Origin of the sequence: Sphingopyxis sp. GW247-27LB (assembly GCF_002277025.1) — a bacterium.
Taxonomy (GTDB): Bacteria; Pseudomonadota; Alphaproteobacteria; order Sphingomonadales; family Sphingomonadaceae; genus Sphingopyxis.
The window spans coordinates 235,673-261,180 of record NZ_NIWD01000015.1 but is presented as its reverse complement, the minus strand read 5'-3'; the positions used below and the strand labels follow the sequence as shown (position 1 = coordinate 261,180).

Below are 25,508 nucleotides of genomic sequence, written 5' to 3'. Positions count from 1 at the left end.
GATCGCCGGGGTTCGCGAGCGCCGAGGACAGGCGCGAATCGATCCGATCTCCGGACGTCCGGTCGAGATGGGAGGAGGCCCAGCACTTCGCATGTCACCATTGGCGATCGCGCCGAGGCCGGCCGTTTCCGCCGGTGGCAGCAGCCTGGGTGCCGATCCGGCCGACATCCGCGCACCGGCGCGAAAGAGCGGGTCGAGATAGAAAGACCGCACCATTGCGCCCTGCGGCCCCAGATGGTGCGGAACATGCGACGCGAAAACGACCGCCTGTCCGGCCGGGACCGTCATGTCGACGTCGCCGGAAATCTTGAGATCCTGTTCGACCGCGAGGCTGATCTGATGCGCCAGATGGCTATGGGGGCGGCTGGTTCCGATGCGGGCATCGATCAAAGCCCAGCCGGCCCCGAGCGTGATCGAACCCGACCAGGGCGCGGTGCCGGCGGTCAAGCCGCGTCGGCGCCGACAAATGGTTCGAGCGTGCCGAACCACGCGACCAGCGCGAGAATGGCGAGGGCGGCCAGCGCTTCGATGATCAGGCTCCTGCGCATGGCCGCGAGCGCAGCGTCTGGATCGGTATCGATGTCTTCGGCATCGCCGCCCGCCACCGCAGCGGCGAGCGCCGGCGTGAGGCGCCAGCGATTGGCGGCGGCGAGGGCCAGCATCAGTCCGAACAGCGCCAGCTTGGCAAGGAGCAATTGTCCATAGGGCGAGCCGAGCGACCGGCCGATGTTCTCGGCGCCGACGATGAGCTGGCTGTTGATGAGCCCGGTCACGGCAATGATGAGGACGCAGACCGTACCGACCAGGGAAAATCGATCGAGGCTGCGTGCGGCAACAGCGAGCCCGTCCGGCCAGTCGCGGACGCGTCGCGGCGAAATCAGGAGAAGAAAGGCGCCGATCGCGCCAACCCAGACCGCGGCCGCGATCATATGCAATATATCGCTGATCCGGTGGATGGTGCCCGCGGTGCCTTCGGTCGCGCCGGCGTGGCCGGACCAGACCAGACTCGCGACGGCCACCGAGCCTGCGCCCGCGAGTACGGCGGCCGAAGTGGTCGGCCAGCGGACCATCCAGATCGCGACTGCCAGCGCGAGCAGCAGCGCTGCGCTCCGGTAGACCCAGGCTGTGCCGACGTCGGTCTCGCGAACAAGGTCCCAGAATGGCTGGAATTCCAGGGAGAGGATGCCCACGCCCTGCATCGAGGCCGCGAGCACGCCCATTCCGAGGGTGGAGACGAGGAGCCCGATGGTGCAGAGCCACCGTTCTGCGCGCCAGATCGCGGCCATCATCGGCTGCGGCGCAAGGCGTTCGCTCCGTGTCAGCGCAAAAAGCGGGAACGCACCAAGACCGGCGATGAGCATCAGGTCCGCATAGAGTGCGAACCTGATGCCGATCAGAACGGGGTCCCCCACCGTCTTTTACTTTACGGTGAAGCTGAATTCGCTGCCCATGCGGTGGGTATCAGCGCCCGCCGCCGACCATGTGACCTTGTAGGTTCCGGCTGTCAGCGGCCGCTTGAGCATCAGCATCGCCGACTTGCCCTCTTTGCCCATCATCGACGAGTAAGGCACCTTCATCGGTGCATGATTGGCCATGCCGGGCATGCCGGTCATGACCAGCTCGGTCTTGAGGGTCGAGGCGACGATCTTTTCGTTGAACTGCAGATTGACCGACGTGACCTTCGAAACGGTCGAATTGGCGGCCGGCGTCGAGCTGACGAGCTTGGTGTGGGCGCTCGCTGCGACCGGCGTGATAAGCAGTGCGAAAGCCGCGGCTGCAGAGGGGAGAAGAGACTTGAACATGAACACCTCCAATTGCGTGTCTGTCCTGCTAATACGCAGGATATCGGCATGGCCCTCAAATATTCCGGTGTGAGGGGTGAAGCGTTTCGGCGCGTATGTACAATGATGGAAAGGTTTGAAGAGACGATCGATGGATGAGGAGCTTCGCATTTTGAACAGGATCGATCTGCCCGCAGCGCTCGACGCGCTCGACGATCGCATCATGGGTGCATTGGCGATCCGCCGGCGCGAAGCGGTTGCGACGCGCCGCCTGATGGCGCTCGCGGCCTTTGTCTCGCTTGGCGGCGGTATTTTTGCGGGGAGCGCGATTTCCCAGCCGGCGGTCGCGGCAAGTCCGCTTACCCCGTTCGGTCCGCCTAGCGCATTGGCGCCTTCCACCTTGCTGGATGTGCAGTAGCAATGCCGTCGCGCCGTCTTCTTCTCTTAGGGCTCATTGCTTTCGCCGCCGCGATTGCCGGCGTGTTCATCGGCCGTCTGGTGGCCGATGCGCCCAGAGCCAGCGAAACCGAACTTCATGCGCTTCTCCACGGTCAACTCGACCTGACCCCGGAGCAGGAAGTGAAACTCGAGCGGATCGAAGCCGACTTCGCCGGTCGCCGCCAGGCGCTCGAACTCGAGATGCGCGCCGCCAACGTCCGGCTTGCGCAGGCGATCGAAGCCGAACATGGCTATGGACCGCGCGTCACCGAGGCGATCGACGAGACGCATGAGGTGATGGGGACATTGCAGAAGGAAACGCTCCAGCATCTCTTCGCGATGCGAGGGGTTCTCAACCCCGATCAAGCGGAAATGTTCGACAAGAGCGTGGTCAAGGCGCTGACCGCCGATGCGCGGTGAGCGCCGACCTATCGCAATATAGCGACCAGGATTTAGCGACGTTTGCGCGCGCGCACCGCGAGGACGCCTATCGCGAGTTGCTGCGCCGTTACAAAACGGGCGTATACCGGCTCATCGCAAAGCAGATCGGCGATACCGACGAGGCGATGGATTTAACGCAGGAGACCTTCGTCTCCGGTTTTTCTGCGCTTGATCGCTATGATGGCGATCGGCCCTTTCGTACCTGGATCGCGCGTATCGCGCTCAACAAATGTCGCGACTGGGCACGACGGCGAAAGGTTCGGGCCTTTTTCTCCCGCGCGCTCCCACTCGAGAGCGCGCATCACATAGCGAGCGATGGTCCTGCGCCCGATTCCGCTGCGACCGACAGGCGAGAGCTTGCCAGGGTTCGCGGGGCGATCGACCAGCTGCCACAGAATTTGCGCGAGGTGTTGCTCCTCCGCGGTGTCGACGAGGTCAGCCAGGCCGAAACCGCGGTGATTTTGCGCGTCAGCGAGAAAACGGTCGAAACCCGTCTCTATCGAGCGCGGACCAGGCTCCGGGAATTGCTCGCGGGAACATCCGCGAGCGCCGAGGGTTGAGGGTTCGACTGCTCGTTCAGGCGGCATCTCCTCATCGTCCGGCATTTTTATTGAGGGGCAGCGGTGCCGCCTGCGTATAGCTTTAGGAACAGTCAGTAACGGTCGGAAAGAATATGCAGATGGAAAGGCGCCGGTTCGTCAGTGGAGCTTTGGGCGGAGGGGCGGCTGCGGCGATGGCCGCATGGTTCCCGGCCTGGGCCCAGCCGGTGTCGTCGGGCATCACCGCGCCTCTTCCGACCGTATCCGGCAATGACATCACGCTGCGCATCGCGCGCCAGACTATGCGCATCGACGGCAAGGTCAGCCGTGCGATCGGGATCAACGGCACCGTGCCCGCGCCGCTCGTCCGGCTGAAGGAAGGACAGACCGCGCGCCTGACCGTCGTCAACGATCTCGACGAGGACAGCTCGATTCACTGGCACGGCCTGATCCTGCCGTTCCAGATGGACGGCGTGCCGGGCGTCAGCTTTCCGGGGATCAAACCGCGCTCTCAATTCGTCTATGAATTCCCGGTCGTCCAGTCGGGGACCTACTGGTATCACAGTCACTCGGGTCTCCAGGAGCAGCTCGGCCACTATGGCCCGATCGTCATCGATCCTGCTGGCGCCGACCCGATCGGTTATGATCGCGAGCATGTCGTCGTCCTGTCCGACCACAGTCAATTGTCGCCCGAGGCGATCTTCCGCAAGCTCAAGGTCAATCCCGGCCATTTCAACATGCAGCGCCAGACGCTGAGCGGTCTCCTTGCCGGTAAGGACCAGCCGCTGAAGGACCGGATCGAGTGGGGCGCGATGCGGATGGACCCGACCGACGTCGCCGACGTCAATGGTTCAACCTACACTTTCCTCGTCAACGGCCACGGCCCGCGCGATAACTGGACCGCGCTCTTCAAGCCGGGGGAGCGCGTGCGGCTGCGTATCGTCAATGCGTCGGCGATGACGATCTTCAACGTCCGCATCCCGGGCCTCAGGATGACCGTGGTGCAGGCCGACGGCCTCAATGTCGTGCCGACCGAGATCGACGAGTTCCAGATCGCGGTTGCCGAGACCTACGACGTCATCGTGACCCCGGTCGAGGACCGAGCTTATACGCTCGTTGCCGAGGCCAATGACCGCTCGGGCATGGGGCGCGCGACGCTCGCACCGCGCGCCGGCATTGTCGCCGAGGTGCCGCCGCTCCGCGAGCGGCCACTCGCGACGATGAAGGACATGGGCATGGGCGACATGGATATGTCGGGCGGCTCGATGGCGGGCATGGACCATTCGGGCGGCGGCGATATGGGCGCCATGCCCATGCCGGCGAGCGATCCTTCCTGTCCCCCTGAACATGCCAAGATGGGCCATTGCACGCCAGCGGGAGAAAGCGGCGCGATGGCGGGCATGGATCATGGATCGGGCGGAGGCATGCAGCACAGCATGCGCGACTTCAGTGTCGCGCCGCAGGTCAAGCGCGACCCGAGCGTCCAGACGATCTCGCCGATGCCGATGGATCGCATGGGCGAGCCAGGACAGGGACTTGAAGACGTCGGGCACAAGGTGCTGACCTACCACGATCTGGTGGCGCTCGAGCGCAATCCTGACGTGCGCGCCGCCTCGCGCTCGCTCGACATCCATCTGACAGGCAACATGGAACGCTTCATGTGGTCGTTCGACGGCGTGAAGATGTCCGATCATCACGAACCCATCCCCTTCATCGAGGGCGAGCGGGTGCGTGTGAACCTCATCAACGATTCGATGATGAGCCACCCCATCCACCTGCACGGCCATTTTTTCGAGCTGGTCACGGGGAGGGGCGACCGGTCGCCGCGCAAGCATACGGTGCTGGTCCAGCCGGGCGGGACCGCGAGTTTCGACTTCACCGCCGACGCGCTCGGCGACTGGGCGTTCCATTGCCACCTTCTCTATCACATGCACGCGGGGATGATGCGCGTCGTCAGCGTCCGTCCGAAGGGAGACGGCGAATGACCCGGGTCGCGCTTCTCCTCGCGGGTATCGCCCCGCTGACATTTGCTGTGCCCGCTGCCGCGCAGTCCATGAATCATTCGATGCATGGCGCGGCGCCCGCGCCGACACCCGTTCCCTCGCCAACGCCAGCGCCAGCGCCGGTAGCGCAGCCCGCGCCCGAAGCGCCCGCCGAAGGGTCGATGGAGCAGATGGACCATGGGAACATGCAGGGCATGGACATGGAACCCGAGGCTTCAAGCTGCCCGCCCGAACATGCGGCGATGGGTCATTGTACGCCTGAGGCGGAGGCTCCAGACAAGGGCGCTTCGGACATGGGCGCGATGGATCATGGCGCACCGCAGCCGTCCGATCCCGATTGCCCGCCCGAACATGCCAAAATGGGCCATTGCACCCCGAAGGGCGGATATGCGGACCCCGTGGCGGGAATGGAAGGCATGGCGACCACGACCAGCGCTAGCGGCACCGATTTGCCGCCGGGAGATGCTACCGCGCCTGCGCCTCCCGGCGACTGGTATGCCGATCGCATCTACCCCAAAGCCGAAATGGAGCATTCGCGCCACGACATGATGAAAGAGAATGGCGCGCAGACCATCGCTTTCATCAGCTTCAACCTTGCCGAATTTCAGGCGCGCAAGGGCCGCGACGGGTTCCGCTGGGACGGTGAGGCCTGGTACGGCGGCGACATCAACCGGCTGACGATCAAGAGCGAAGGCGAGGGCGTGTTCGGCGAAGGCATCGAAGGCGCCGAGGTACAGGCGCTGTACAGCCGGGCGATCGGACCCTATTTCAACGCGCAGGCGGGTATCAGGCAGGATCTCGGACTCGGCCCCGATCGCACCTATGCGACGATCGGTTTCGAGGGGCTCGCGCCCTATTGGTTCGAAGTCGAGGGCGCTCTGTTCCTTTCGAACAAGGGTGACCTGCTCGCCCGGCTCGAAGGCTATTACGACCAGCGCATCACGCAGAAGCTGATCCTGCAGCCGATGGCGGAGGTCAATTTTGCGCTCCAGGATGTCCCCGAGACCGGCGTTGGCTCGGGCCTCTCCGACTTCGAGCTCGGGCTTCGCCTGCGTTACGAGGTCGTGAAGGAGTTCGCGCCTTATGTCGGCGTCGAATGGGCCGGCAAGGTCGGCGATACCGCGCGTTTCGCCCGCGCCGCTGGCGAGGATGCGAGCGGTGTCAGTTTCGTGATGGGGGTGCGGGCCTGGTTCTAGAAGTTTCGCGGGGTGGCGACACGTCGAGGAGAAATGCCGTGAAACCAGCCTATCGCAGCCTCGCGCTGCAGACAATCATCAGCGGCGTCATCATGTATCTGGTGATGTTCGTCATGATCGACCGCCTCTCGAGCTTCTACAATAATCTCAACATGCTCTACATGACGCTGATGATGGTTTCGCCGATGGTCGTACTGATGATCGTCGCGATGCCTGACATGTTCCCGTCGAAACGCCTTAACACGCTCCTGCTGCTGGGATCGGCAGTCGCCTTCTTCGGAAGCTTCGCGCTGATTCGGACTCAGACGACCATCGGCGACACGGCCTTCTTGCGTTCGATGATCCCGCATCATTCGGGCGCGATCCTCATGTGCGAACAGGCTTCCCTCAGGGATGCCGAAATACGCGAACTTTGCCGCGGCATCATCGCAGGGCAGGCGGCCGAAATCGAACAGATGAAATCCATTCTCGCGAGGAAATGACATGAAAAGTCCGATGACGCGCCGTCACCTTCTCGGTCTGATTGCCGTCGGCTCGGGGATGGGGCTTGCGGCATGCAATTCTTCCCCGGGACCGGCGGCAACCAGCGACAAAGACGGCGGGGCTCGCGAGCCTCGCGCCGATGCGGCGAACATCCGGCAGATGCTCGTCTATCGCGATCCCGAATGCGGATGCTGTGAAGCCTGGGCGGATATTGCGCGCGCGGCGGGCTATGCGGTGACCGTTGAGAACCGTTCCGACATGCCTGCCGTAAAGGCGCGATATGGTGTGCCCGACGAGCTAGCTTCGTGTCACACCGCGATCGTCGGTGGCTATGCCATCGAAGGCCATGTGCCGATGCCACATGTCGCGAAGCTGCTTCGCGACAAGCCGCGCGACATTCGCGGGATCGCCGTGCCTGGCATGCCGCGCGGATCTCCGGGCATGGAAATGCCGGATGGAAGAACCGACGCCTTCGAAGTGATGGCGTTCGCTGGCGACGGCAAGGTTGCGCAATTTCGCGCATGAGCTGTCGCAACGACAAGTGGAGATTGATATGACGAGATATATTCCCCTCGCGAGCGCCGCAGCGCTGATGGTCGCACTGGCGGGATGCGGCGCGGAGTCTGCGCAGAAGAGCGACACGGCGCCGGAACAAAGCGAAGTCCCTGCCGGTGAGGCCCCGGCAATGGTCGAGACCACGCCGGCTGCCGACGAGACGCCAACAGCCCCTGAAGCGGCACCGACAGAAGCAGCAAGGCCGGCGGAGAATTCCAAACTTGCCGCAAAACCTGCTGTTCCGCCGCGGGCTAAGGCCGCGCCGGAAGCGCCGAAGCCCGTAGAAACCGAGCCCGATCCGCACGCCGGGCACGATATGGATAAAAAGTAAGAGATCATTTGCCGATGAGGCTTGTCGGCCGGCCACCCAAGGACAGCCGGCATGAAGCGCCCGCCGGGACTGGTAATCACCCGCGGGACCGGCCGCCTGTTCGCCGCAATGGCGGGCGGCCCCCGCAGATCACGCTGTTCGCGCCGAAGCCCGTCCGGGAGAATGGAACGGCGAGGCCGGGTTGGGCGCGGCGCGCCGCCGTGCGGCACGGAGCGAGAGATATAACTATATGGAATAACCATCTCGTTTTTAGCGATGAGTCGTGATTATTTCTGGTCATGCCACGGTCACAGAGATAGCTCGGTGGCGAAGCCGAGAGCTTTCGCAAATGGAGGGGACCATGAGGAAATTGCTTCGCACGAGTGGCTCGATTATCGCCGTCCTGGCAGGATTGTCGGCCGCCGCCGCCTTCGCGCAGGATAACGCCAAAGAGGCGCCGCAGTCAGGCGCGTCGCAGGGCGAAATCGTCGTGACGGGCACGCGGCGGAACGATCTCAAGGCGGCCGATTCCGCTCAGCCGATCGACATCATCTCCGGCGCCGAACTGCTCGAAAAGGGCACGGCCGACATGAACGATCTCCTCCGCACCGAGGTCCCGTCGCTCAACGTCCAGCGCCTCGTAAGCAACGACGGCGCCGTCTTCACCCGGCCTTTCTCGCTCCGCGGCCTGCCGCCGGACCAGACGCTGGTGCTCGTGAACGGCAAGCGGCGCCATCGCGGCGCAACGGTCCAGTTCACCAATGTTCCCTATATCCGAGGATCGCAGGGACCCGATCTTTCGGCGATCCCGTCGATCGCGATCGGCCAGCTCGAGGTTCTGCGTGACGGCGCGTCGGCGCTCTATGGATCCGATGCGATCGCGGGCGTACTCAATTTCGGTCTGCGCCGCGACCGCGAGGGCGGATTGCTGATCGCCCGCTATGGCCAATTCTACAAGGGCGACGGCGAGGATTTCCTCGTTCAGGGCAATGTCGGGCTTCCCTTCACCGACGCGGGTTTCGTCAACATCAGCGGCGAATATGTGAACGCCAGCACGACGTCGCGCGGTATCCAGCGTCCCGACGCGCAGGCGCTCATCGATGCCGGCGTTCAGGATGTCCCGGTCCCGGCGCAGCGCTGGGGAAATCCCGAATCCGAGGCGGCGCGCATCTTCGTCAACGCAGGCATCGAACTGTCGGACGAGATGGAATTCTACACCTTCGGCAACTATAGCTGGAGCCGCGGCACGACGGCCTTCTTCTACCGCAACCCCAATGCCAGCTTCATTTCCACCTCGATTCCGCTCACCAATACGCCCGGAGGACAGCGGTTCAGCTTCCGCCAGCTCTTTCCCGGCGGCTTTACCCCGGATTTCGGCGCGACGGTAACCGATGCCGCGCTTGCGGCCGGCCTCAAGGGCGAATTCTCCTCGGGCCTGACCTATGATCTCAGCGCTTCCTATGGTCAGAACCATGCTTCCTACCGGATCGACAATACGGTCAATCCGTCGCTTGGCCTCACGTCGCCGACGTCGTTCAAGCCGGGGCAACTCAAGCAGCGCGAACTCGCTTTCAATCTCGATCTCACTTACCCCATCGCGATCGGCACCTCCGATCCGCTGACGCTTGCCGGCGGTCTTGAGTATCGGCGCGAGACATATGAGATCACGGCTGGCGACATCGCATCGTGGCAGGTTGGGCCTTTCGCGTCGGTTATCGATCCCGATACCGGGAACCGCGTCGGACTGCCGGTCGGCTCGAACGGCTTCCCGGGCTTCAGTCCCATCCAGGCAGGTGAGTTCGCGCGCAGCAATTGGGCTGCCTATGCGTCGATCGAGGGCAATCTCACCGACGCGCTCCAGTTCGGCCTTGCCGGCCGCTACGAGAATTATTCGGACTTCGGCTCGAAATTCACCTGGAAGGTCAACGGGCGATATGATTTCTCGGACGTCTTCGCGGTGCGCGGATCGGTCAACACCGGCTTTCGTGCGCCGACGCCGGGCCAGTCGAACGCCTCGCAGGTCCAGACCAACATCGACTCGATAACCGGGGCGCCGCTGACCGCAGGCATTATCGCGCCCAACAATCCGGTCGCGCAATTCTTCGGCGCGACGCCGCTCAAGCCCGAGAATTCGTTCAACTTCACCGGTGGCATCGTGGTGAAACCTTCTAATCGGGTCACCCTCACCATCGACTATTTCAACATCAAGGTCGAAGACCGGATCGCCGTTTCGGGCAACTTCAACCTCACCCCGGCGCAGCGCGCGCAGCTCGCGGCGCTTGGCATTCCCGGTGGGGATTCCTTCCAGCAGGTGAGCTTCTTCACCAACTCCTTCGACAGCCGCACCCAGGGCGTCGATGCAGTGCTCACCGTGGGCTTCGACCTCGGCGGCGGCAAGGCCACGCTCGGTCTCAACGGCAACTATACCAAAACCGATGTCATCAAGGCCTCGCCGGTGATCACTGCGGACCGCGAGCGGCTGCTCGAACTCGAGGGCTTCGTTCCGAAGTGGAAGGGCAATGCGTCCTTCACCTATGCGGGTGAGCGCTTCGGCTTCGTCGCGCGTGCAAATTATTACGGCAAATGGACCGACTATGGCGCCGCACCGGCTGCCGACCAGACGGGCGCCGCCGAACTGCTGGTCGATCTCGAGCTGTCCTACAAGGTCAGCGACATGCTCAAGCTTGCGGTCGGCGGCGAGAATATCTTCGACAATTACCCCGACGTCGAGGCGCGGCAATCCCAGATCAACAACGGGATCCGATATCTCCGCTTCGCGCCGACCGGGTTCAACGGAGGCTTCTGGTACGTCCGTGCGACCGCCTCCTTCTGATCGGTGGCCGTGAAGGCCGTGCGGCGACCTGTGTCTTCAGCTGGCGTCGGAGCCGAACATCGCGTCTCGGTGGGATTCGAGCACCGCTATAAAGGCCGCAGCGACTTGGGACATCGGCCTCAACTTCGGCGTGAAGAGCATATATTCGAAATGGACCTCCGGCGCGAAATCACGGACCGTAAGGCCCCGCTCGGCATAATCCGCTGCGGTCACGGGGTTGAGAATCGAACATCCGACCCCCTGCATGACAAGCGCGCAGATGGTCATCGCATATTGGGTTTCGATGACCATCTCGCGGTGGACGCCTGCGTCTTCGAAAATGCGGTCGATGCGGTGACGCACACCGTCCTCGAGCGCGAGCGAAATGAAGGGCTCGCCCTCGAGATCGGCCGGCCGGATGACGTCCTTGACAGCCAGCCGGTGGCCGGCGGGGAGAACGCAGGCGCCGGGGCAGCGCAGGAAGCGCTCCATCCTTATGCCTGGCAGTTCGCGCGCCGGCGTTGCGAGGCCGATGTCGAACTGCTGGTTCGCCATCCATTGCCGCACCGTCGAGGAGCTGCGGGTCTGGAGCTGAACGGTGACGCCGGAATGTGTCTCGCGAAAGGCCGCGATCACGCGCGGCAGGAAACTGACCGCGAGCGCCGGGAGGGCCGCGATCCGGAGCGTACCGGTCGCCATGTTGCGAATGTCTTCCGCTACCCGCTTCAGGGCCGCAATGCCCGAGAAACTCCGCTCGACTTCGTAGAAAAAGGCGTCGGCTTCGGGCGTCACAGTGAGCGCGCTGCCGCGCGAGCGCAGGAAGAGCTGAAAGCCCAGCTGATGCTCGAGCTCGGCAAGCATCTTGCTCACTGCGGGTTGCGACAGGTTGAGCGACTGTGCGGCCTGAGTAACCGATCCGGAGAGCATTACGGCTCTGAAGGCTTCGAGGTGACGCAGGTTCATTGGACATCGCTCCCTATAGCTATTTCTTATGGCGCTAGCATCGAAAGCCTCGTTCATGAATAGGTCGCACGCACCGCGCCGCTGGCTTCCGGCGCTGCTCGCCGCCGGCGCCCTGCTTCTTGGCGGCTGCGACCGCGAGCCGGCCGGCACCGGCGGATATGAGATTGCCGCGGCGAAGGGATCTACGCTCGCGCGGATTCGTGCGCGCGGAACGCTCAATTGCGCCATTCATACGGGGCAGCTCGGTATGTCCTATCTCGACAAGCGCGGGCGCTGGCAAGGGTTCTTCGTCGATTATTGCCGGGCGCTCGCCGCCGCGGTCCTCGGCGATGCCCGCAAGGTCCGGTTCATGCCGGTCGCCTCGAACAAGCGCTTCACGATCGTGCAGACGGGCGAGGCCGACGTCCTGTCGCGGACGACGACATGGACGCTGACGCGCGACACCGACCTCGGGGTGAATTTCGTCGGCACCATGTATTATGACGGGCAGAGTTTTCTGGTGCCGCGTCGGTCGGGCGTGCGGCTGCCCGCAGATCTTGACGGCGCGTCGATCTGCATCACCAAGGGAACGACTTCTGAACTCAACACCGCCGAATATTTCGAGCGCAAGGGGCTGCGCTTCCAGTCGGTCGTGTTCGAGAATCCCGAGGAAGCCAAGCTCGCCTTCTTTGCCGGGCGGTGCGACGCGATGACCACCGATGCCTTCACGCTGACCGTGATCCGTCTCGCCGATACCGCGCATCCGGACGATTATGTTGTGCTGCCCGAACGACTCACCAAGGAGCCGGTAGGTCCCGTCGTGCGCAGCGACGACGAGCAATGGTATGAGATCAACAAATGGGTGCTGAACGCGCTCTTTGCTGCCGAGGAAATGGGGGTCACCCGCGCGAATGCAGCGCGCATGCGCGTGGCCTCGCGTGACCCCGAAGTGCGCAAGATGCTCGGCGGCCTGCCCGGATTCGGCAAGTCGCTCGGCCTCGACGATGACTGGGCGTATCGGGCGATCGAGGCGACGGGCAATTATGGCGAAATCTTCGACCGGCACATTACGCCGCTCGGCGTCGAGCGCGGGCAAAATAAGCTCTATCGGGACGGCGGGCTGATCTACCCGTTGCCGATGCGATGACTCATAAACACAGGCGGCTTGCCATCGCTGCGTTGCCCTGGCTGCTGATCGCGGGCGGGCTAGTGGTCGCCTACGGCCTCTTTGCGACATTGGCGGACAATCTCGCGGACCGAAACATCCGGACGGGGTTCGGTTTCCTGTTCGACCGGGCGGGTTTCGCAATCGGCGAAACGCTGATCGCATACGCGCCGGGCGACTCCTATGTCGCGGCGCTGGCGGTGGGTCTTCTCAACACGCTTCTGATATCGGCGCTCGGTATTATCTTCTCGACCTTGCTCGGCCTCGCGGTCTGCATGGCGCGCCTGTCGTCCAACTGGCTGCTTGCGAGGCTCTCCGGCCTTTACATCGAACTTGTTCGCAACATTCCGCTGCTGCTCCAGATGTTCGTCTGGTACGCGGTCCTGCTTTTCGGTCTACCCGGCCCCGGTCCGGACGCCATCGGTGCGTTCGACCTCGACAATCGGGGCTTGCACATCCCCGCGCTCACCCTGGCCGGTCCGGGAAGGGCGGCCCTGCTCATCGCTATCGTTGCCTGTGCGATCCTGCTGGGTGCCGTGCGGCGAGGAGCCGTTCGCACACGCACCGCGCTGGCCTTCGCCGGCATCTCCCTGGCTCCGCTCCTGCTGTGGGGCGGGATCGATCTGCCGCGGGCGGGGCGCTTCGGAACCGTGGGCGGGCTGTCGCTCTCCACAGAGTTTCTGACGCTGGTCGCCAGCCTTTCGGTCTATGCCTCGGCCTATCTGGCCGAGATATTCCGCGGCGCGATCCTCGCCGTTCCTGCAGGGCAGAGCGAGGCCGCCAAAGCGCTCGGCCTGTCAACCGCGCAAACGATGAGACGGATCGTGATTCCGCAAGCGCTGCGCATTGCCATCCCGCCGATGACGAGCTGGCATCTCAACACGATCAAGAACAGCTCCCTGGGGGTAGCGATCGGTTATCCCGAGTTTGTCTCGGTAGTCGATACCGTTATCAGCCAGACAGGGCAGGCGATCGAAGGTGTTGGTCTGATCGTCGCGACTTTCCTCCTGCTCTCGCTGTCCTTGTCGTTCGTTACCGGCCGCTATGCCCGCCGGTTGGGCTGGAACGTTGCCGGGCAGCCCGGCCGGAGCATCCCGTCGGCGCCCCTCGAACCCTTTCCGCTGCGCTCGGTAGTCGCCTGGCCGTCGTGGATGCGGCGCAATCTCTTCGGGGGAGGGCGCCAGTCAATATTGACCATCGCGATCCTCGCCATGACCGCGGCTCTTGCCGGCAAGGCACTCTCGTGGCTGCTGTTCGACGCGACCTTCGCCGGGGGCGCGGCCGATTGCCGTTTGGCCAGCGGTGCCTGCTGGCCATTCCTCCGCGAAAATGTGCGGCTTATATTGTTCGGGACCTATCCCGAAGCCGAGCAGTGGCGGTCCGCAGCAGCGGCGGCGGCGCTGCTTTCCTGCCTCGCGTTCTCCTTCGTTCCGCGATTTTGGCGTAGCCGCCTCGGCCTAGCCTGGCTCGGCGCGATCGCGGTGGCGGTACTTCTGCTGCGCGGCGGGTTCGCGGGCCTTTCCTATGTGCCGATGGAGAAGTGGAGCGGCCTGCCGGTCACATTGCTGCTCGCGAGCCTAGCGGTGGTCGGCGCGTTTCCGCTGGCCATACTCCTCGCATTCGGCCGCAGGTCGTCGCGGCGCGGGATTAGCTGGCCGAGCATCGCCTTCATCGAGCTGGTTCGTGGAACGCCGCTGATCGGCGTGCTCTTCCTCGCCGCGGTCCTGTTCCCGCTGTTCGTGCCCTCTTATCTCTCGATCGACAGCCTGCCGCGCGTCCAGCTCGCGCTCATATTCTTCACCGCCGCCTATATGGCGGAGGTCATCCGGGGCGGCCTGCTGGCGGTTCCCGCGGGGCAGGCCGAGGCCGCGCAGGCTCTTGGCCTCGCCAAATGGCAGGCGCGGCGCCACATCCTGTTGCCGCAGGCCCTGAAAGTCAGCGTACCCGGACTGGTCAACACTTCGATCAGCGAGGTGAAGAACACGACGCTCGTCCTCATCGTCGGCGTCTTCGATTTGTTGCAGACGACCCGCCTCTCCTACGTCGAGGCGCAATGGCGACCCTATTTCGCCGAAGCCTATCTTTTTACCGGGACAATCTTCTTCCTCCTCTGTTTTTCCCTGTCCCGGCTCAGCATGAAGATCGAACGGAAACTAAACTATGCAGGATAATCACGACAGAAAATGGCCCGGGGAGCCGGCAAGCCCGAAAGGGCACGCCTGGCAGGACCCGACGCGTGCCGTTCACGGCGGTCCCCGCCCGCGCGATCAGCGGGGCCTCATCAATCCGCCCGTCGATCGAGCCTCCACCATTATCTACGGCAGCGTCGAGGCCTATATGGACCGGCACCAGGGTCTCTACGATGAGGTCATCTATGGCCTGTACGGAACGCGAACGACCTTTGCGCTCGCCGAGGCCGTCAGCGAACTCGAAGGCGGCTGCGCCACCGTCATCACCTCGTCTGGAACCAGCGCGATCGCGCTAGCCCTCACGGCTTTCGTGGCCGGGGGCGATCATCTGCTCGTTGCGGATTGCGTCTATGGGCCGACCCGCAAGTTTCTGACCGACGTTCTCGCGCGCTTCGGGGTCGAGGTGGAGTATTTCCGGCCCGATATCGGAGCGGAGATTGCCGGGCTGTGCCGCAGCAACACCCGGCTCATCTACATCGAGACCCCGGGCTCGCAGACATTCGATATGATCGACGTCCCCGCGATCACGGCGGTTGCACGCAGCCGGGGCATATTGACCGCTCTCGACAACACCTGGGCGACGCCGCTTTTCTTCAAACCCTTGGCCCATGGGGTCGACATCTCGCTTGCTTCGGCAACCAAATATCTCTCGGGGCACTCCGACTGTCTGCTCGGCACGATGACCGCCGCCAGCGATGCCGTCTACCGCCAGCTCAAGGATGCGGCGGCGCGCTGGGGCAACTGCGCGAGTCCCGACAATTGTTATCTCGTCCACCGGGGCATCAGGACGCTCGATGCCCGCCTTGAACGCCACCAGCGTACCGCAGCGACGCTGATCGAATGGTTCGCCCAGCAACCCGAAGTGGTCGCGGTCCGCTATCCGGCCCATCCCGCCGATCCCGGCCATGCGATCTGGAAGCGGGATTTCACCGGAGCGTCCGGATTGTTCGGTGTTCAGCTCGATGGTCTTACCCCTCCGGAAACCAGCGCCTTTTTCAACGAATTCTCGCTGTTCCAGCTCGGTTCGAGTTGGGGCGGCTTCGAAAGCCTCGCGGTTCCGGCGTGGCCCGCTCCGATCCGCGACTTTCCCAATGGCGAGGCAGATGGGGCGCTGATCCGTATTCACGCCGGCCTCGAAGCGCCGCAGGATCTGATCGCCGACCTCGCCGCAGCCTTCGCGCGGGTACGGGCGCTACGCGGCCGGGGGCAGGCGTCATGACCGACGCCTCGGGCCACGCGGCCGTCAGCTTGCGGCAGGTCGACAAATATTATGGCGCCTATCATGCCCTCCGCTCGATCGACCTCGAAATCGCCCCGCGCGAGCGGATCGTGATTTGCGGCCCTTCAGGCTCCGGCAAATCGACGCTCATTCGCTGCATGAACAGGCTCGAAGTGCCCGACTCCGGTGCCGTTTTGATCGAGGGAACCAAGATAACCGACGCGTCGCGGGAGGCCGTTGCGGCGCTCCGCGCCGTCGGCATGGTCTTTCAACTGTTCAATCTGTTCCCGCACAAGACGGTGCTGGAGAATTGCACCCTCGCGCCTGTCCTGCTCGGCGGCTTGTCTCTTCCGGAGGCGGAGGCGCGGGCCATATCCTATTTGGACAAAGTGAGGATTGCCGACCAGGCGGACAAATATCCGGGGCAGCTCTCGGGAGGGCAGCAACAGCGGGCCGCGATCGCCCGCGCTCTGACGATGGAACCCCGGATTTTTCTCTTCGACGAGCCGACATCGGCGCTCGATCCCGAAATGATCAAGGAGGTACTAGATGTGATGACGGCCCTTGCCGGCGAAGGACGGACGATGGTGTGCGTGACGCACGAAATGGGATTCGCGCGCGAGGCGGCCGATCGCATTCTTTTCATGGATCAGGGCCAGATCATCGAAGACGCGAGGCCGGCCGATTTTTTCGCGGCGCCGAAAAGCGAGCGCGCACGGACCTTTCTCGAACAGATAATTTCGCATTGAACGGCTCATGTCGGTCGCCCCAAGCGGTGCCGACCTACTTAATCATGTCATTTCATGAGCAAGCCGAGGGAGAGACCAGCCGGCTCCTTGCGCCAATAGGCTCGGGCCAGCAAAAAAATTTCAAAATCGATGAGGGGTAGAGCTTTGGGGTGCGTATCTAATAGGTATCATGCGCCCGGAATTTCCTTCATAACTAATTGATATGATTCAATAAATTCCTATTGACCTGTATATACATTTGATGCTCTCTGAGGGGAATCAGCTAACCATCAGGGGGTTTCGCTATGATGACCAGGACAATTTTGCTCGCGAGCGCCGCAGCGGTCGCCACCTTTGCAACGCCAGCGCTCGCGCAGAGCGATGCAGCGACGCAGTCACCCGCTGCGGAGGATGCTCCGAACGGATCGGACATCGTCGTGACCGGCTCGCGCATTCGTCGCCAGGACCTCGCGGGCGTGGGGCCTGCGACGGTGGTATCCGCCGAACAGATAGAAAATACCGGTGTCGTCAATATCGAGACGGTGCTGCAGCGCCTGCCGGCCAACGCCGGTTTCGCGGGCAACCAGACCTCGGCCTATTGGGCGAACAATGGCTATGGGACGGCGCAGGTGAACCTGCGCGGCCTCGGTATCAAGCGCACCCTTGTGCTGCTCAACGGCCGCCGTCTCGTCGCGGGTGGCACCGGGGCGAACTCGTCGCCCGACCTCAACATGATCCCGGTCGCCGCACTCGCGCGCACCGATGTGCTGAAGGACGGCGCCTCGGCGATCTATGGCGCCGATGCGATGGCGGGTGTCGTCAACCTTGTAACGCGCACCGACTATGAAGGCCTCGGCCTCAGCGTCCGGCAGGGGATCACCGAAAAGGGCGATGGGTCGGATTTCACCGCCGATCTCCTCTGGGGTATCCGCAACGACCGTGGCGGCTTCATGGCAGCCGTCACCTACCAGAAGACGAAGGCCGTCAACATGGCCTCGCGAGCGCCCTGTTCGCTCGCGGAAACGACGCCGGGATCGCTGAGCTGCGTCAACAGCGCTTCGACCATCGGTGGGCGTGCGGTGCTGCCCAACGGTCAGCAGATCAACTTCAACCAGGTGCCGGGCGGCAACGGCAATTTCTTCGAGCCGTACAGCGCTGCGAAGCACAACTTCAACTCGAACCCGTTCCTGAACGCGGTCAGCCCGGTCGAGCGTGTCAGCACGGCCTTCTTCGCCGATTATGACCTGACCGACAATATCGAGACGTTTGGCGAGTTCCTCTACACCTTCCGCAAATCGAACCAGATCGCGACGCCGGGAACGCTGCGCAACCTGTCGATCGCGGCGAGCAATCCGACCAACCCGACCGGACAGAATATCGTCCTCATCCAGCGCCGCCTCGCCGAGCCCGGCCCGCGTCAGTTCTTCCAGGAAACCGATACCTGGCAGGGCACCTTCGGCCTCCGCGGCAAGCTGTCGAACAATTGGGGATGGGAAGTCGCGGGCGCGTTCGGGCGTAACACCGCGGTCGATGGTTCGACCAACATCGCCAACCTCGAGCGCGTCGGCAACACGCTCGATACGACCAAGTGCAGCCTCGCGGCGGGGGCTTCGATTCCCTGCGCCGACTATCTGGGGTTCGGCGACCTGACGCCCGAAGTTCTCGACTATATCCTGTTCACCTCGCGCGATCGTGGCGGTAACGAACTGGCGACGGTCACGGCAGACATCAACGGCGACCTGTTCAAGCTGCCCGCAGGGCCCGTCTCCTTCGCGGCGGGCGTCGTCTATCGCAAGGAGAAGGGCTGGCGCGATCCCGATCCGCTGACCGTGCTCGGCATCGCCAACACCAACCAGCAAAGCCCGATTTCGGGAACGAGCATCGCCAAGGAAGCCTATCTCGAACTGTCGGTGCCGATCCTCGCCGACAAGCCCTTCTTCCAGTCGCTTACGCTCGATGGTGCGGTTCGCTACTCGAACTACGACCTGTTCGGCAGCGACTGGAACTACAAGGGTAGCGTTGACTGGGTCATCAATGACAGCTTCCGCCTGCGCGGGACCTACGGCACCGGTTTCCGCATTCCGAACGTCCCCGAACTGTTCGGGGGTGTGTCGGAGGGCAATCTGACGACGACCGATCCTTGCTCGCGCTACGCGACCAGCGGCAATGCGACGCTGATCGCGAACTGCCAGGCATCGGGCGTGCCCGCCAACTATGTCCAGCTCGGCACCACGATCCTCACCACGGTGGGCGGGAACGAGAATCTCCAGCCCGAAAGCTCGACCACCTGGACGGTCGGCACCGTGATCTCGCCGAAGGGGCTGGTCCCCGGCCTGTCGCTCACCGCCGACTGGTTCGATATCAAGATCAAGGACGCGATCCGCGCGATTCCGGGGTCCACGAAGCTGTCGATCTGCTACGCGAGTACGAACCTGTCGCATCCCTTCTGCGATGATTTCACGCGCAGCCCGCTGACCGGCGAAGTGACATTCCTCTCCGCGCAGCCGATCAACACCGGCCGCGAGGAAATGAACGGGCTCGATCTCGGTCTCGTTTACGCGGGTGGCATCGGCAGTGTGAACATCTCGCTCGACGTCAATCTCACCTATCTCAATAAATATGTCGTCCTGCCCTTCCCGGGCGGCGCGCCGATCGATTTCGACGGCTTCATCGGCGGCGGCAACGGCGGCTATTCGAAGTGGCGCGGCTATGGCGTACTGACCGCCGAGAAGGACGGCATCAGCGCGACCTGGTCGACCCAGTGGATCGGCAAGGCGACCGACTTCAATGCGTCGCCCGGCGAAATCGGTTATCGCACGCCGAACGTCTTCTATCATAATCTCCAGCTCGCCTTTGAGATCGACGAGAAGACCCGCTTCCAATTCGGGGTCGACAACCTCTTCGATCGCAAGGCGCCGTACATCCAGAGCTTCACCGATGCGAACACCGACACGATGACCTACGACCTGCTCGGCCGGCGCTTCTATGTCGGCTTCCGCACCGCCTTCTGAGGAATTGGGAGATGGCGATACGTTGGCCGCTGCTCGTTCGGCGAACGCATAAATGGCTGGCGCTGGTCGTGGGCGTCCAGGCTTTGCTCTGGACGTTGACCGGCTTCTACATGGTGGTCGTTCACATTGACACCATCCACGGCGATCATCTGGTGCGCTCCCCGGTGGCCCAGCCCTTCGACCTCGACGGCCTCGCAGCGCCGTCGAAGGTCGTCGCGGCCACGCCGGGGGTGTCCGAAATCCGTCTCCAGCGCTTTTCTGGCCAACCGGTCTGGCGCGCCGAGACTCCTGAAGGCGCGCGCTTGTTCGACGCGCGTTCGGGTGCGCCGCTGCCTGCCCTGACCGAGTCCCAGGTCCGAGAACAGGCACGGCGCCTCTACACCGGTGACGGCAAGATCGTCTCAGTGCGACTTTTGACCGAGGCACCTCAGGAAATGCAGGCGCGCAAGCCACCCTATTGGCAGGTCGAGTTCGAAGGCTGGAACCGCCCGACGCTCTATCTGTCGCCGACGACCGGTGAGCTTATCTCGCGCCGCCACGCATTGTGGCGCGTGTTCGACTTCGCGTGGATGCTCCACATCATGGACTATGATGAGCGCACGGACGTCAACAACCCGTTGCTCCGCGTCGCGACCTGGAGCGCCTTTGCGATGGCGCTGACCGGTGCGTGGTTGCTGATCTGGTCCTTCAAACGCCGCAAGAGGAAGCAGGCATGAAGAAGATCCGCCTGACGCCGCTTTTCTTCCGGCGCATCCACAAATGGGTCGGCCTGATCCTCGGGCTCCAGTTCCTGCTCTGGGCGCTCAGCGGCTCGGTGATGGCCCTTCTCGACAAGGACAAGGTCGGCGGCCACGGCGGCGGCATGTCGCACGGGCATCCGCTGCCTCCGGGGGAATATTTCGACGTTGCGGCCTTGCCGCGGGGCGAGCCCGTCACCGGCGTAATACTCCGCGATCTCGGAACCCGGCCGGTCTACGAGGTGCGCTCCGCGAAGGGCGTCCGCCTCGTCGATGCGACGAGCGGCGAGACTATTCGCGTCGATGAAGCCATGGCGCGCGAAGTCGCGTCGATGATGAACGAGGCGCCGATCCGGGAGGTGAGCGTGATCGCCAAGCCGAACCTCGAATCGCGCGATCATGAGGGTGCCATGTGGCGCGTCGATTTCGCCGATGCCGAGAACAGCAGCGCCTATGTCTCGCTCGACACCGCGCGTTTTCTTGTCATGCGCGGCGACACGTGGCGAACGTGGGACTTCTTCTGGATGCTTCACAATATGGACTATGTGAACCGGAAGAGCTTCAATCACCCGTTGATCATTTTCGTCGCGTTCGGGGTGCTCTGGTTGTCCGGGACCGGCTTCTACCTTTTGTTCAAGAGCTTCAGTCGCGCCGATTTTCGCTGGCTGCGGCGCCGCCGCAAGCCCGTCGTGATCCGCCGCACAGCCTGACGCGCCCGCGGTCAGTCGTCGATCGAGAAGGCGGCCGACAGTTCGAAGCGCGAGCCCGGATGCGTCAGCCATGCGTGGCTGACGAGCCGCGAGTGGCTCCAGGTCCGACGGGTCATCCGCAGTACCGGTTCGCCATCCGACAGGCCCAACATGCTGTGAGTCTGCGCGTCGGGCACTTCGGCGCGAACGCGATGCTCGACCCGCTCCAACGGTGCCGTGCGCGTCAGATATTCGTTCGGCGTCATTTGCGTGAAGTCGATCTTGCCATAGTCGGGCGCGGCCGACGCCAGCACGAAACGCTCCTCGAGCTGAATCGGGAACTCGGCTTCGTGATGCACGATGATCGAGTGGAACAACTTCGTGCCGACCGGAACCTGAAGAAGGGCCGCGGTTTCAGCGTTTGCCCGTATCTCGTCATTCTGGACAACGCGGGCGCGATAGACATGGCCGCGATCGCGGATTTCCTCGGCGATATTCCGTATTTCGATCATCTGGCCGATCGGCTTCGGTTCCGCGACGAAAGAACCGCTGCCAGCCCGGCGGACGAGGACACCCGCGGCCTGAAGCTCGCGAAGCGCCCGGTTCGCGGTCATTCGCGAGACATCGAATTGCTCGACGAGTTCGGCCTCGGATGGCACGCGATCGCCCGGTTTCAGTTGACCGTCGCGCACGGCATCGCAAATGCTCTGCTTGATTGCGGCATAGCGGCGGGGAGGCTGGTTCTCCTTCTCATCGGGGCTGGGGCGCCGCGCCGGTGTGGACTGGTTTGAAGGCCGGGACCCGTTGCCCGAGGTGCGAGAGGGAAAATCCATAACCCGTCTATACAGGTTGGCCTCGGTCTTTTCCAAGCGTTCGGAAATAAAAATTGCGCGACGCCGGATAGCGGAAGGTTTGCAACGAGGCGGCTAGGCTCCGGGTAGTTTGGCGAGCTCGGCGGGCGTGATGACCGGCTCTTTCCGATCCTTCCGTTCCGAATAGCGATCGACGAGCTGGTCGGCATGGACGCGCGTGAGCACGGTGAATCGCACCAGTTCCTCGGCGACATCGACGATGCGATCATAATAGCTCGACCGGATCATGCGCCCCGATTCGTCGAATTCCTGATAGGCTTTGGCGACGCTCGACTGGTTGGGAATGGTGATCATCCGCATCCAGCGGCCGAGGATGCGCAGCGTGTTGACGCTGTTGAACGATTGCGATCCTGCCGACACCTGCATCACCGCGAGGGTCCGGCCCTGCGTGGGACGAAGACCCTTATAGGCGAGGGGAAGATGATCGACCTGCGCCTTCATGATGCCGGTGATCTGGCCATGGCGCTCGGGGCTGCACCAGACCTGGCCTTCGGACCAGATCGAATGCTGTCTGAGTTCCTCGACCGCGGGATGATCGTCGTCGGCGACCTGATCGGGAAGCGGGAGATCGGACGGGTCGAAGATGCGCGTCTCGCAGCCGAAGAGCCGGAGCAGGCGCGCCGTCTCTTCCACGACGAGCCGCGAGTAGGACCTTTCTCGCAAGCTTCCGTAAAGGAGGAGGATGCGCGGGGCAGGATCGAGCGGCCCGAGGCCGAGCGCGGGCCGCGCGTGAAGATATTCGGGGCTGAGCGCGGGAAGATGATCGGGATCGCCAAGCGTGCGCAGGCGACCGTAGGTTTGTACTGTCATGTTACTCAGACTTTTGAAGGAACGGTTGCGGGAAACCAGCGGCGGCCGAGGCGGAATGCAACGCCGACGAGCAGAATGAGGACGGGAACCTCGACGAGCGGGCCGATCACGGCGGCAAAGGCCACCGGCGAGGCGAGACCAAAGGCGGCGATGGCGACAGCGATCGCAAGTTCGAAATTATTGCCCGCGGCGGTGAAGGCGACCGCGGTCGTGCGCGGATAATCGGCTTCGATAAGCTTGCCCATCCAGAAGCTGATGAGGAACTGCACCACGAAATAGATGGTGAGCGGGATGGCAATCCGGACGACGTCGCCGGGAATGGTGACGATCTCGCCGCCCTTGAGGCTGAACATCGCGACGATGGTGAAGAGCAGCGCGACGAGCGTGATTGGACCGATCTTCGGTAGGAAGCGTGCCTCGTACCACTCGTCTCCCTTGGCGCGCGCGAGAAATCGCCGCGTGAGGTATCCGGCTAGGAACGGGATGCCGAGATAGATGAGAACCGCCTCGGCAATCGTCCAGAAACTCACGTCGATCACGCTGCCCTCGAGGCCGAAGAGCGGCGGCAGCACGGCGAGGAAGAACCAGGCGTAAACGCTGAAGAAGAGGATCTGGAAGATCGAGTTGAAGGCGACGAGCGCGGCGACATATTGATTGTCGCCTTTCGCGAGCTGGTTCCAGATGATCACCATCGCGATGCAGCGCGCGAGGCCGATCAGGATCAGGCCCGTCATATATTCGGGCTTGTCCGATAGAAAGAGGACCGCGAGCGCGAACATCAGCGCCGGTCCGATGATCCAGTTCTGGATGAGCGAAATCGCAAGGACGCGCTTGTCCTCGAACACGCGCGGGAGCTCGTTGTAGCGCACGCGCGCGAGCGGAGGGTACATCATCAGGATCAGGCCAATCGCGATCGGGATATTCGTCGTCCCGATCGAAATCGCGTCGATAGCGGCGGGAAGTCCCTTGAAAAGCGATCCGAGTGCGACGCCGAAGGCCATCGCGAGAAAGATCCAGAGGGTCAGATAGCGGTCGAGGAACGACAGGCGTTCCTGCTTCGCGGCAGAGGACATGATGCTCTCCTCAGGCCTGGACGCGATGGCCGTCGGCGTCGACGACCTGTTCGCCATCCTCCTTGGCGAAGGCGCCGAGCTGCGGCGCGGGAAGAATATCGAGCACAGCCTCGGACGGGCGGCAGAGCCTGACCCCCAGCGGTGATACGACAAGCGGGCGGTTGATGAGGATGGGATGCGCCATCATCGCATCGACGAGTTCGCTATCGCCGAGGCCGGGGTCGCCGAGGCCGCGGTCCGCATAAGGCGTGCCTTTTTCGCGAAGCAGGTCGCGTGGCGCGATGCCCGCGCGTTCGATCAGCTGTTCGAGCAAGGCTCGCGACGGCGGGGTCTTCAAATATTCGACGACGTGCGGTTCGATCCCGGCATTCCGGATCAGCGCGAGCGTGTTGCGCGAGGTGCCGCAGTCGGGATTGTGGTAGATGACGATGTCGGTCACGCGGCTGGTTCCTTCAGCAGCAGGTGAGTTCGGCAAGCAGCGGCTCGCATAGCTCGGGGCGGCCTTGGCAACAGTCCTTCGCAAGGAAGAGCATCAGTTCGCGGAGCGTGTCGATATCGGCTCGCTGTATCTGCTGCCGCCCAAGCTTCTCGGACTTTACGAGACCGGCTTTGGCGAGCACGGCGAGATGCGTCGAGAAGGTGCTCTGCGTGAGACCCGATGCGTCAACAAGCTCCCCGGTCGACAGGCCTTCCGGCTCATGCCGGACGAGCAAACGGAAGGCCTCGAGACGCGTCGGATGAGCGAGGGCGGCGAGAGCGGGAAGCGCGGTGTCAACGTTCATGCATCGGAATTATCCGATGTGTTTCATTCTGTCAAATCGCATCGGGAAAACCCGATTAGACGGGCGACTTCTTAGTCTCGGCGCGAGCATCGCGAAGAATTTCGATCCCGCCCTTGATCGCGATCAGCGCGGTCGCAAATCCAACCAGAAGGTCTGGCCAATTCGTGCCGAGCCACCAGACAAGGACACCCGCGATCAGGATGCCGCCGTTCGAGATGAAGTCGTTGTAGCTGAAGGTTGTCGCGGCTCTGAGGTTGACGTCCGGATCCTGAATGCGTTGCAAGAGCTTCAGGCAAGCATAGTTCGCCACCGCAGCGACCGCCGACATGATCATCATCGTCGGACCGATCGGTTCGCTGCCTTCGAAATAGCGGCGTCCCACATCGAACAGGACGCCGGCCGCGAAGACCAGCAGCATGACGCCCGATGCCGTGGCAGCACGGGTTTTCCATTTCAGGCCGTGGCTGAGCGCAACGAGGCTCAAGGCATAGACCGCGGCGTCGGACAGATTGTCGAGCCCATTGGCGATGAGCGCGCTTGAATCACCGAGCCCGCCCGTCACGAGGAAGGCGATCGCGATAGCCGCGTTCAGGACGAGAACGATCTGGAGCGTTCGCTTTTCGCGTTCGCTCCCGGATGCTTTTTCATTCATTGCAAGCTCCTCCATCCTCACCATCCCTAAAAGGAGGCGGAACCCGCTTGGGTTCCGCCCCAGTCAGCACTCCCGGTTGCC

At 63.2% G+C, this 25,508-nt stretch carries 25 protein-coding genes; 16 read left to right on the top strand and 9 right to left on the bottom strand.

Going from position 1 to position 25,508, the window contains the following annotated elements; translation table 11 throughout:
- Positions 1–443 precede the first annotated feature (443 nt).
- Complete coding sequence (copD, locus tag CD928_RS20325; protein ID WP_095388911.1) at positions 444–1,412, bottom strand: copper homeostasis membrane protein CopD; 969 nt, start codon at positions 1,410–1,412, stop codon at positions 444–446.
- Between the two features lie 6 nt (positions 1,413–1,418).
- On the bottom strand, positions 1,419–1,802 hold the full coding sequence (gene copC, locus CD928_RS20320) for a copper homeostasis periplasmic binding protein CopC (RefSeq protein ID WP_067186769.1): 384 nt from the start codon (positions 1,800–1,802) through the stop codon (positions 1,419–1,421).
- Positions 1,803–1,932: 130 nt separating this feature from the next.
- Between copC and CD928_RS20315 the strand changes: the two genes are divergently transcribed.
- The 9 genes from CD928_RS20315 to CD928_RS20280 all read left to right on the top strand — a co-directional run bounded on the left by CD928_RS20315 (position 1,933) and on the right by CD928_RS20280 (position 10,579).
- Entirely contained in the window at positions 1,933–2,199 is a 267-nt protein-coding gene (locus tag CD928_RS20315) for a hypothetical protein (protein ID WP_062767653.1), read from the top strand.
- 2 nt (positions 2,200–2,201) lie between these two features.
- The gene (locus tag CD928_RS20310; protein WP_095388910.1) at positions 2,202–2,639 is read left to right on the top strand and encodes a periplasmic heavy metal sensor; all 438 of its coding nucleotides are present in this window, start codon (positions 2,202–2,204) and stop codon (positions 2,637–2,639) included.
- Positions 2,636–3,220 carry an RNA polymerase sigma factor gene (locus tag CD928_RS20305; RefSeq protein ID WP_095388909.1) on the top strand — a complete coding sequence of 195 codons (585 nt, stop codon included), beginning with the start codon at positions 2,636–2,638 and terminating at the stop codon, positions 3,218–3,220. The genes CD928_RS20310 and CD928_RS20305 overlap by 4 nt, the downstream gene beginning before the upstream one ends.
- Positions 3,221–3,333: 113 nt before the next feature.
- Entirely contained in the window at positions 3,334–5,184 is a 1,851-nt protein-coding gene (locus CD928_RS20300) for a copper resistance system multicopper oxidase (protein WP_095388908.1), read from the top strand.
- Entirely contained in the window at positions 5,181–6,398 is a 1,218-nt protein-coding gene (locus tag CD928_RS20295; protein ID WP_095388907.1) for a copper resistance protein B, read from the top strand. The genes CD928_RS20300 and CD928_RS20295 overlap by 4 nt, the downstream gene beginning before the upstream one ends.
- Positions 6,399–6,490: 92 nt before the next feature.
- Positions 6,491–6,880 (top strand): DUF305 domain-containing protein, encoded by a 390-nt coding sequence (locus tag CD928_RS20290; RefSeq protein ID WP_255247285.1) that lies wholly within the window; start codon positions 6,491–6,493, stop codon positions 6,878–6,880.
- A gap of 1 nt (position 6,881) precedes the next feature.
- Positions 6,882–7,406, top strand: a complete 525-nt coding sequence (locus CD928_RS20285; RefSeq protein WP_095388905.1) for a DUF411 domain-containing protein — start codon at positions 6,882–6,884, stop codon at positions 7,404–7,406.
- Between the two features lie 28 nt (positions 7,407–7,434).
- On the top strand, positions 7,435–7,767 hold the full coding sequence (locus tag CD928_RS23150) for a hypothetical protein (RefSeq protein ID WP_141237215.1): 333 nt from the start codon (positions 7,435–7,437) through the stop codon (positions 7,765–7,767).
- Between the two features lie 340 nt (positions 7,768–8,107).
- On the top strand, positions 8,108–10,579 hold the full coding sequence (locus tag CD928_RS20280) for a TonB-dependent siderophore receptor (RefSeq protein WP_095389077.1): 2,472 nt from the start codon (positions 8,108–8,110) through the stop codon (positions 10,577–10,579).
- 36 nt (positions 10,580–10,615) lie between these two features.
- Here CD928_RS20280 and CD928_RS20275 read toward each other — a convergent pair whose 3' ends face one another.
- A complete protein-coding gene (locus CD928_RS20275; protein ID WP_095388904.1) occupies positions 10,616–11,521 on the bottom strand; it encodes a LysR substrate-binding domain-containing protein in 906 nt (301 codons plus the stop codon).
- Positions 11,522–11,576: 55 nt separating this feature from the next.
- On the opposite strand from CD928_RS20275, the gene CD928_RS20270 reads away from it, so the two are divergent.
- The 7 genes from CD928_RS20270 to CD928_RS20240 all read left to right on the top strand — a co-directional run bounded on the left by CD928_RS20270 (position 11,577) and on the right by CD928_RS20240 (position 21,259).
- The gene (locus CD928_RS20270; RefSeq protein ID WP_255247275.1) at positions 11,577–12,647 is read left to right on the top strand and encodes an amino acid ABC transporter substrate-binding protein; all 1,071 of its coding nucleotides are present in this window, start codon (positions 11,577–11,579) and stop codon (positions 12,645–12,647) included.
- On the top strand, positions 12,644–14,836 hold the full coding sequence (locus CD928_RS20265; RefSeq protein WP_095388902.1) for an ABC transporter permease subunit: 2,193 nt from the start codon (positions 12,644–12,646) through the stop codon (positions 14,834–14,836). Before CD928_RS20270 ends, CD928_RS20265 begins: the two co-directional genes overlap by 4 nt.
- Entirely contained in the window at positions 14,826–16,073 is a 1,248-nt protein-coding gene (metC, locus tag CD928_RS20260; protein WP_095388901.1) for a cystathionine beta-lyase, read from the top strand. The genes CD928_RS20265 and metC overlap by 11 nt, the downstream gene beginning before the upstream one ends.
- Entirely contained in the window at positions 16,070–16,822 is a 753-nt protein-coding gene (locus CD928_RS20255; RefSeq protein WP_095388900.1) for an amino acid ABC transporter ATP-binding protein, read from the top strand. The genes metC and CD928_RS20255 overlap by 4 nt, the downstream gene beginning before the upstream one ends.
- A gap of 284 nt (positions 16,823–17,106) precedes the next feature.
- Entirely contained in the window at positions 17,107–19,812 is a 2,706-nt protein-coding gene (locus CD928_RS20250; RefSeq protein ID WP_095388899.1) for a TonB-dependent receptor, read from the top strand.
- A gap of 11 nt (positions 19,813–19,823) precedes the next feature.
- The gene (locus CD928_RS20245) at positions 19,824–20,528 is read left to right on the top strand and encodes a PepSY domain-containing protein (RefSeq protein ID WP_095388898.1); all 705 of its coding nucleotides are present in this window, start codon (positions 19,824–19,826) and stop codon (positions 20,526–20,528) included.
- The gene (locus CD928_RS20240) at positions 20,525–21,259 is read left to right on the top strand and encodes a PepSY domain-containing protein (RefSeq protein ID WP_095388897.1); all 735 of its coding nucleotides are present in this window, start codon (positions 20,525–20,527) and stop codon (positions 21,257–21,259) included. Before CD928_RS20245 ends, CD928_RS20240 begins: the two co-directional genes overlap by 4 nt.
- 11 nt (positions 21,260–21,270) lie before the next feature.
- Here the strand turns inward: CD928_RS20240 and hutC are convergent, their stop codons facing one another.
- From hutC to CD928_RS20210, 6 genes are read right to left on the bottom strand one after another with little or no spacing between them, the layout of a single operon-like run.
- Positions 21,271–22,107, bottom strand: coding sequence for a histidine utilization repressor (gene hutC, locus CD928_RS20235; protein WP_255247274.1), 837 nt, complete (start codon positions 22,105–22,107; stop codon positions 21,271–21,273).
- Positions 22,108–22,164: 57 nt separating this feature from the next.
- A complete protein-coding gene (gene arsH, locus CD928_RS20230; RefSeq protein WP_095388895.1) occupies positions 22,165–22,920 on the bottom strand; it encodes an arsenical resistance protein ArsH in 756 nt (251 codons plus the stop codon).
- A gap of 5 nt (positions 22,921–22,925) precedes the next feature.
- The gene (gene arsB, locus CD928_RS20225) at positions 22,926–23,993 is read right to left on the bottom strand and encodes an ACR3 family arsenite efflux transporter (protein WP_095388894.1); all 1,068 of its coding nucleotides are present in this window, start codon (positions 23,991–23,993) and stop codon (positions 22,926–22,928) included.
- A gap of 10 nt (positions 23,994–24,003) precedes the next feature.
- The gene (gene arsC / locus CD928_RS20220) at positions 24,004–24,432 is read right to left on the bottom strand and encodes an arsenate reductase (glutaredoxin) (RefSeq protein WP_095388893.1); all 429 of its coding nucleotides are present in this window, start codon (positions 24,430–24,432) and stop codon (positions 24,004–24,006) included.
- Positions 24,433–24,445: 13 nt separating this feature from the next.
- Positions 24,446–24,775 carry a helix-turn-helix transcriptional regulator gene (locus tag CD928_RS20215; protein WP_095388892.1) on the bottom strand — a complete coding sequence of 110 codons (330 nt, stop codon included), beginning with the start codon at positions 24,773–24,775 and terminating at the stop codon, positions 24,446–24,448.
- Between the two features lie 55 nt (positions 24,776–24,830).
- On the bottom strand, positions 24,831–25,427 hold the full coding sequence (locus CD928_RS20210) for a cation transporter (RefSeq protein WP_095388891.1): 597 nt from the start codon (positions 25,425–25,427) through the stop codon (positions 24,831–24,833).
- Between the last annotated feature and the right edge of the window lie 81 nt (positions 25,428–25,508).

Coding starts and splice junctions, on each gene's coding strand:
- arsH (WP_095388895.1), bottom strand. CDS start 22,920: ATGACAGTACAAACCTACGGTCGCCTGCGCACGCTTGGCGATCCCGAT.
- CD928_RS20295 (WP_095388907.1), top strand. CDS start 5,181: ATGACCCGGGTCGCGCTTCTCCTCGCGGGTATCGCCCCGCTGACATTT.
- metC (WP_095388901.1), top strand. CDS start 14,826: ATGCAGGATAATCACGACAGAAAATGGCCCGGGGAGCCGGCAAGCCCG.
- CD928_RS20280 (WP_095389077.1), top strand. CDS start 8,108: ATGAGGAAATTGCTTCGCACGAGTGGCTCGATTATCGCCGTCCTGGCA.
- CD928_RS20255 (WP_095388900.1), top strand. CDS start 16,070: ATGACCGACGCCTCGGGCCACGCGGCCGTCAGCTTGCGGCAGGTCGAC.
- CD928_RS20240 (WP_095388897.1), top strand. CDS start 20,525: ATGAAGAAGATCCGCCTGACGCCGCTTTTCTTCCGGCGCATCCACAAA.
- CD928_RS20310 (WP_095388910.1), top strand. CDS start 2,202: ATGCCGTCGCGCCGTCTTCTTCTCTTAGGGCTCATTGCTTTCGCCGCC.
- CD928_RS20275 (WP_095388904.1), bottom strand. CDS start 11,521: ATGAACCTGCGTCACCTCGAAGCCTTCAGAGCCGTAATGCTCTCCGGA.
- arsB (WP_095388894.1), bottom strand. CDS start 23,993: ATGTCCTCTGCCGCGAAGCAGGAACGCCTGTCGTTCCTCGACCGCTAT.
- CD928_RS20215 (WP_095388892.1), bottom strand. CDS start 24,775: ATGAACGTTGACACCGCGCTTCCCGCTCTCGCCGCCCTCGCTCATCCG.
- CD928_RS20300 (WP_095388908.1), top strand. CDS start 3,334: ATGCAGATGGAAAGGCGCCGGTTCGTCAGTGGAGCTTTGGGCGGAGGG.
- CD928_RS20250 (WP_095388899.1), top strand. CDS start 17,107: ATGATGACCAGGACAATTTTGCTCGCGAGCGCCGCAGCGGTCGCCACC.
- CD928_RS20245 (WP_095388898.1), top strand. CDS start 19,824: ATGGCGATACGTTGGCCGCTGCTCGTTCGGCGAACGCATAAATGGCTG.
- CD928_RS20270 (WP_255247275.1), top strand. CDS start 11,577: ATGAATAGGTCGCACGCACCGCGCCGCTGGCTTCCGGCGCTGCTCGCC.
- CD928_RS20210 (WP_095388891.1), bottom strand. CDS start 25,427: ATGAATGAAAAAGCATCCGGGAGCGAACGCGAAAAGCGAACGCTCCAG.
- CD928_RS20285 (WP_095388905.1), top strand. CDS start 6,882: ATGAAAAGTCCGATGACGCGCCGTCACCTTCTCGGTCTGATTGCCGTC.
- CD928_RS23150 (WP_141237215.1), top strand. CDS start 7,435: ATGACGAGATATATTCCCCTCGCGAGCGCCGCAGCGCTGATGGTCGCA.
- CD928_RS20290 (WP_255247285.1), top strand. CDS start 6,491: ATGTATCTGGTGATGTTCGTCATGATCGACCGCCTCTCGAGCTTCTAC.
- CD928_RS20265 (WP_095388902.1), top strand. CDS start 12,644: ATGACTCATAAACACAGGCGGCTTGCCATCGCTGCGTTGCCCTGGCTG.
- copC (WP_067186769.1), bottom strand. CDS start 1,802: ATGTTCAAGTCTCTTCTCCCCTCTGCAGCCGCGGCTTTCGCACTGCTT.
- CD928_RS20315 (WP_062767653.1), top strand. CDS start 1,933: ATGGATGAGGAGCTTCGCATTTTGAACAGGATCGATCTGCCCGCAGCG.